The sequence below is a fragment of the Desulforhopalus sp. IMCC35007 genome (assembly GCF_005116575.1).
In the GTDB taxonomy this organism is placed as follows: Bacteria; Desulfobacterota; Desulfobulbia; order Desulfobulbales; family Desulfocapsaceae; genus Desulforhopalus_A.
The window spans coordinates 23,759-30,031 of sequence record NZ_SWCN01000041.1; the positions used below are offsets into that span (position 1 = coordinate 23,759).

At 46.8% G+C, this 6,273-nt stretch carries 6 protein-coding genes; 5 read left to right on the plus strand and 1 reads right to left on the minus strand.

Features of this window, described 5'->3' with window-relative positions; translation table 11 throughout:
- Nucleotides 1-8 precede the first annotated feature (8 nt).
- The 3 genes from FCL48_RS23625 (at nt 9) to FCL48_RS23635 (ending at nt 3,233) form a co-directional block, all read left to right on the plus strand.
- The gene (locus tag FCL48_RS23625; protein ID WP_136876368.1) at nt 9-1,418 is read left to right on the plus strand and encodes an NADH-quinone oxidoreductase subunit N; all 1,410 of its coding nucleotides are present in this window, start codon (nt 9-11) and stop codon (nt 1,416-1,418) included.
- Between the two features lie 87 nt (nt 1,419-1,505).
- Nucleotides 1,506-1,946: a CBS domain-containing protein gene (locus FCL48_RS23630; protein WP_136876370.1), complete on the plus strand. Its 441-nt coding sequence runs from the start codon at nt 1,506-1,508 to the stop codon at nt 1,944-1,946.
- Nucleotides 1,947-2,477: 531 nt separating this feature from the next.
- Nucleotides 2,478-3,233, plus strand: a complete 756-nt coding sequence (locus FCL48_RS23635) for a YiiX/YebB-like N1pC/P60 family cysteine hydrolase (RefSeq protein ID WP_136876372.1) — start codon at nt 2,478-2,480, stop codon at nt 3,231-3,233.
- Nucleotides 3,234-3,247: 14 nt separating this feature from the next.
- Here the strand turns inward: FCL48_RS23635 and FCL48_RS23640 are convergent, their stop codons facing one another.
- Entirely contained in the window at nt 3,248-4,069 is an 822-nt protein-coding gene (locus tag FCL48_RS23640; protein ID WP_136876374.1) for a crotonase/enoyl-CoA hydratase family protein, read from the minus strand.
- 247 nt (nt 4,070-4,316) lie between these two features.
- Between FCL48_RS23640 and FCL48_RS23645 the strand changes: the two genes are divergently transcribed.
- Nucleotides 4,317-4,700 carry a CGGC domain-containing protein gene (locus FCL48_RS23645; RefSeq protein ID WP_205747814.1) on the plus strand — a complete coding sequence of 128 codons (384 nt, stop codon included), beginning with the start codon at nt 4,317-4,319 and terminating at the stop codon, nt 4,698-4,700.
- The gene (locus tag FCL48_RS23650) at nt 4,697-5,989 is read left to right on the plus strand and encodes a radical SAM/SPASM family putative metalloenzyme maturase (protein WP_136876376.1); all 1,293 of its coding nucleotides are present in this window, start codon (nt 4,697-4,699) and stop codon (nt 5,987-5,989) included. The genes FCL48_RS23645 and FCL48_RS23650 overlap by 4 nt, the downstream gene beginning before the upstream one ends.
- Nucleotides 5,990-6,273 lie beyond the last annotated feature (284 nt).

Here is a 6,273-nt window from a genome sequence, read left to right on the forward strand (position 1 = left end):
TAACCACTATGCATGACTTTCTGTCCTTACTCCCACTGATCATCATTACCGCAGGAGCCGTCCTGTTGATGCTTCTGTCCACCTTTGAAAAAACAAATGTGGAAACCGCATCCTATATCAGCATGGGATTTTATGGTGTCGCTTTCTTCGTCCAGCTGGTTATTGGCTGTGGTCCCGAAGTGACTATTTTCGATCAGACCTTCAATGGAATGCTGGTTGCCAACAACTTCAGCATGGCTGCAGGTCTCGTTATACTGGGTTGTGGTTTTTTCACCTCGGTCTCCGGGCACAGTTATTTCAAGGTTAATCAGTTCTGTACCCTGGAATTCTATTCCATCATGATGTTTGCCAGCTGCGGTATGATACTCCTCACCCTGGCACATGAACTTATCTCCGCATTTATCGCCATCGAGATCATGTCCCTTGCCATTTATATTCTGGTTGGCTACGACCGTCAAAATGTAAAGGCAAGTGAAGCCATCCTCAAGTATCTTATGCTGGGTGCCTTTGCAGGAGCCTTTTTTACCATGGGTACGGCACTTATCTTCGGGGCCGCAGGCTCCACTAAATTTATGGCGATTGCCGCTGCTCTCAATATGACCGGGGAAATTTCTCCCCTGCTGCTTGGGGGTAGTTTCTTTATCCTGGTGGCTCTGTTATTCAAGGTTGCAGCTTTTCCATTCCACGCCTGGGTCATTGATGTTTATGACGGTGCGGCTGCCCCTGTAACCGGCTTTATGGCAACCGCCTTGAAAACCGCAGCCTTTGCTCTTTTTGCAAATTTTCTGGCCATGAACAACGTCATGCACAGTGGCTGGGTCACCTTTCTCTTCTACCTGGCGATTCTGACAATGTTTGGTGGTAACCTTGTGGCCATCGGACAGGATAATATCAAGAGAATGCTGGCGGCCTCCGGTATCGTTCACTCCGGTTATCTTCTGATTGCTCTGGTGGCCCTTAATGCAGAACAGTTCAGTGGCTCCGTTATCGCTTATTATCTGGCCGCATATGCCGTTGGAACCCTGGGGATCTTTGCAGCACTTTCCTACCTCAGCGGAGAAGGTGAAAGACGAGCTGACTTTGCCGATTTCAAGGGTCTTGCCAAGGTGCACCCCTATTCGGCCGCCGCCATCACTGTATTTTTACTTTCCATGGCGGGCATTCCGCCAACCGCAGGTTTCATGGGTAAATTCTATATTATTACCAGTGCCTTTAACGAAGGCCAGGTAACACTCGCCGTCCTTGGAGTGGTCAGTAGTATCCTCTCCATGTGGTATTATCTTCGACTGATCATTAATATGTATTTCCATGAAGCAACAGACACCTTTGAAATCCAGGGAACACCCCTTGCCACTGCAGGGACTTTTGCTCTGGTCTTCTGTGTCTTTGCAATTGCTCTCTACCCTGTCGTTATATGATATTATGAAATTAACAGGAACACATCAGCCAACTCGTTGGCATTATGTTTTTGCATCTGCTGGTAAAATATTTCAGGAGGCTTCTCTATGAAAGTAAAAGATATTCTGGCTACAAAAGGAAGCCGGGTCGTAACCATTGATAAATCCACAGCGGTATTTGATGCCATGTCTATTTTCTCTGCCAACCGTATTGGTTGTCAGCTGGTCGTAGATAAAGATGAAAACATCCTGGGAATTATCGCTGCAAGAGACGTCCTTATGGCGGTTGTCAACCACTACGATACCATCAAAGATATCACGGTTGGAGACATTATGACAACCAACCTTATTGTCTGCAGTGAAGACGACGATACCGAATATGTCGAAGCAATTATGACAGAAAACCGGGTCCGACATATCCCTGTTTTCGCCGGCAAAGAGCTGAAGGGACTCATTTCAATAGGTGACCTTGTTAAAAGTCACCTGAAAGAAGTGCACGTGGAAAACAAATATTTAAAGGATTATATCGCGGACAGATATCCCGGTTGATTTCTTAGCTGCCTTGCATGCCTTCTGACTGTTTTTTCTCCTCCTTTTTAAATACAGTCTGGGTCTGCACCACCAGACACCGTTCAGCCTCCACTGGACGGTGTTTTTCTCTGTAAAACAACAATCGCTTTGCCATCTGCCTGCTTTACAAAATTCTTCTTTACAGCTACTCCGACTGATCTCTACGTCCGTCAGCTTGCCTAATTGCTGCAAAAAAAAATCAATCCCTCGCATGAACCGTCAAAACCCACCGCTTCTTGAACACGATTTTAAAAGCAATATAGAATTAAACTATGACCTCAATTTGCATGTCAAACACGAGAAAATGCTTTTAGTTATGTCGTTTTATTAATAAAATAACAGTTCACTTATTATATGAATTGTCTCGATGGGCATTTTTCCCGTACTTGCCACCCTTCGGGATTGCAGATTCGGTAAAATCGGCCATTACAATATTTAGGTATGATATAAAACGATAATAGTCATCAATCCATTGCAACTGACGGTTTATTCACGGACAACAATGAGAAAATGCTGAGAAAAATTGGTTCAAAACTTGCCCGCTATCTCTCAAGACCAAGGGCTCAGACTATTCATGTTGCAACCTCAGCGCCATCTCTGCTTGCCAAAAGTCTTCGCCCAGGGGATATCCTGCTTGTTGAAGGCAACACCATTTTCAGCACCGCAATTAAATATCTGACCCAATCCAGCTGGTCCCATGCAGCTCTTTATGTTGGTGATGCGCTGCTACCTGCCGCAACAGCGGGCGATCAACGCCCGCAACTGATTGAGGCTGATATCAATGATGGGGTACGCTGTGTCGAACTCTCTTACTACCATTCATTTCACACAAGGATCTGCCGGCCTGTAGGGCTCAGCCCGGAAGAAACCGATGCGGTCATCAACTTTGCCGTCAACATGCTCGGTCACCAGTACGATCTGCGCAACATCTTTGACCTTGCCAGATATCTTCTGCCGCAACCCCCTGTTCCAGCCCGGTACCGGCGCAAACTTCTCGCTTTAGGCAGCGGAGATCCCACCCTGGCGATCTGCTCTTCCCTCATTGCCCAGGCCTTCCAATCGATCCGCTACCCCATCCTGCCAGAAAGTATCGTTCGACACCAGGACAACCCGACCTGCAGGGACTGTTACCAGGAGATGCTCCACATACGGCACCACAGCCTCTTCACACCGAGGGATTTTGATGTGTCCCCCTATTTCAAGATCATCAAACCAACTCTCACGGTTGATTTTGATTTTCATACACTGGAATGGGCAGACGTCTAAAATACCCAGGTCGATCATTTGCCCGTGAAAACGGGTTTTCTCTTTTGCTGAAACGCCTGCATCGCCTCCAGTAAATCTTCAGACGGAATGATATTAGCACTGATTGAAGCCACATATCTCAGGCCATCTTCAACCGATTTTGAGGCGCAGTAGTTCATAACATCCTTTGAGGCCTGCACAGCCAGAGGAGAGTTGGCAGCAATCTCGCCTGCAAGCAGCTTGGCCTCCTGCATCAGGGCCTCGTGATCGGAGTAGACAGCACTGACAAGCTGAATTTCCTTCGCCCTCACACTGCCGATGTTCTTTGCTGTAAAGGCCAGTTCCCGGGCGTTACCTTCACCTATTATTCGCGGGATACGCTGTAACACCCCGACATCTGCCACAAAGCCCACGGCAGCCTCTTTTATGGAAAAGATTGCATCTTCTGAACACAGACGGATATCACAGGCAGAAACCATATCCAGCCCCGCCCCAAGACAGTGGCCATGAATTGCCGCGATAACCGGCTTTCTGCAATTTTCAATGGCACTGATGCCCTTTTGCAGGAGCTGAATTTTGGGCAGCAACTGCCACTTGGTACCGCCAAACTGTTTACCCTCCATCAGCTCAGGGAGCTGAGGTATCATTCCAACAAGATCAATGCCTGCGGAAAAGCACACTCCTTCTCCTGAAAGTATCACTACCCTTACTTCGGGATCAGCATCCAGGTCCGCAAAAATGTCCACAGGCTCAGTCCATGCCGCAGGACCCATGGCATTTTTCTTTTCTGGTCGATTCAAAAAAACAGATGCGACATGTCCTTTTTTCTCTACCCGGTAAAAGCTATATGTGCTCATATGTTCCTCTTCTCTAGGGTTCGTTTTTGCCAAATATCCTTGTGGTAATAGTACAACAGTATCGTATAATCCGCTCCCTTTGGTTGCTCCCCCTTCACCCTGTATTTGATACAGATCAATGACAAATTTACCTCAATGTTTTAGGCTATCCTCTGTCAACAAAAGTACAGAGGAGCGGTGGGTTTTATTTTTTCCATAACAAAACCTCTAACTACCTAGTATTAAACAATATATATCATGGAAAACAATGATTAAAATAGCAATCCTTGTCCGGGAAGAGACAACGCATAAATGTACAGGCAGAGGATGTTTAAAGAGCTTTAATGGGAAAACAGAAAGTTTTGCAAGATACCAGGGGACAGAGACAGAGTTAGTCGGTTTTTTTCATAGTGGGGGCGACCTGGATTATAAGCTCAAGACCATGAAAGAGGCCGGAGTGAATGTTATCCATGTTTCCACCTGTATGCGCGCCAAATATGATGACTATGAAGGCCTGGTCCAGCGCATTGGCAAGGATTTTGATGTGATCGGCTACACCCACGGATCAGCTGAGGGTAAAACGCGCCCAACTATTTCTGTCACCGGCAAAACAGTCCTTGAGACAACGCTGCACAAGAATGATAAATTATGAATATTTACTTCAAAGATAGTCCCAAAAAGGTGTATGTCGAACTCACCACCCGGTGCAATTTACAGTGCAGTATGTGTGTGAAATACACCGAAGGAAGCTGTATCCCAGAAGAGGACATGGATAAAGCTGTATTTATGAAACTGCTGCCATCACTTGCGGAGGTGGACACCCTTATCCTCAACGGGATCGGGGAATCGCTGCTGCATCCTGATCTGACAGAAATCATTGGCCTTGCCCGAAAATACCTGCCTGCAGATGCCACCATCGGCCTGCAAAGCAATGGGCTGTTACTCACCAGGCCCCTTGCCCACAAGCTCCTTGAGGCAGGGCTGAATACCATTTGTCTCTCCGTTGATTCCTTTGATGATCCCGCCCTGCACAAGCCTGGAGAACATTCCTTTCATGGGGTACAAAGGGCTGTTGACCATCTCATTTTTGCCAAAGATCAGCTGGCCTGCGCGTTTCGCATTGGCCTTGAAATTGTTCTGACCAGAAAGACCATAGAGGATCTTCCGGGCCTGATAGAGTGGGCGGCCTCCAAAGGTGTTTCGTATATTCTCTCAAGTCATCTGATTCTCTATGATCAGGCAGCAGAACAGGAGAACCTCTTTAACCCTCATCCTCCCGAGGCAATTGAGCTTTTTAACAGATACTCTACGAAGAGTGCAGCCCAAGGACTGGACTTTGACCGACAACTCTTCCACTACCGTCGGCACGCGGGAACCCAATCACCCAAACTCTTCAGAGATGAAATGTCCAGGTTGCTTGATGAAGCAAAAAATAATGATATCCAGCTCAATTTTGATGACCTTCATCAGGGCGACATCCACACCGCAAGGGACTTTCAACAAATTATTGAGAGTGCCAAAACGTTGGCAGACAGCCATGGTCTTGAGGTGTTCATCCCTCCCCTTCAGGCAAGCTCTCCCCGAGAATGCCGATTCCTCAAAGAAAAAGCGGTGTTCATTGCGGTCAACGGCGATGTAATGCCCTGCCATTTTTTGTGGCACAGCTATTCCTGCCGTATCCTGAGAGGCCAAGCAAATGTGACCAAACGTCCTTTTGGAAATGTTTCACATAAAACATTAGGGGCAATCTGGACCGATAAAAGCTACTCCAGCTTCCGACAGGAGGCCCAAAAATATGAGTATAGCTATTGCTGGACCTGCGCCCAGGGCCCTTGTCCATCGCTGTTAAGTGATGACGGTAACTACGCAAATGACTGTTATGGAAGCAAGGTTCCATGCGGTCACTGCCAATGGAATCTCGGCGGTATCCGCTGCCTGTAGCCAGTGCCTCCTGCCAGAATTTTACAAGATCCTGGAATTATAAGAATTATTCTAAGAGAAAAATAATTTTTCATCAAATATCCAGACAAGGCTTACAATCCATTACCAGGAGGTGATACAGTTTAATATAAAGTTTAAAGAGAAGAACCCTCTCAGAGGATAAAGCAACATTCTTTCTGTAAATTCGGCTAACCTTTCGTGTTTATTTAAAGGCCCGAGTAGTGCAGCTATCTCAAAGTGTCAAGACCAAGGCGAGTGCTCGTTCCTCGCAGCCTTGACACTTT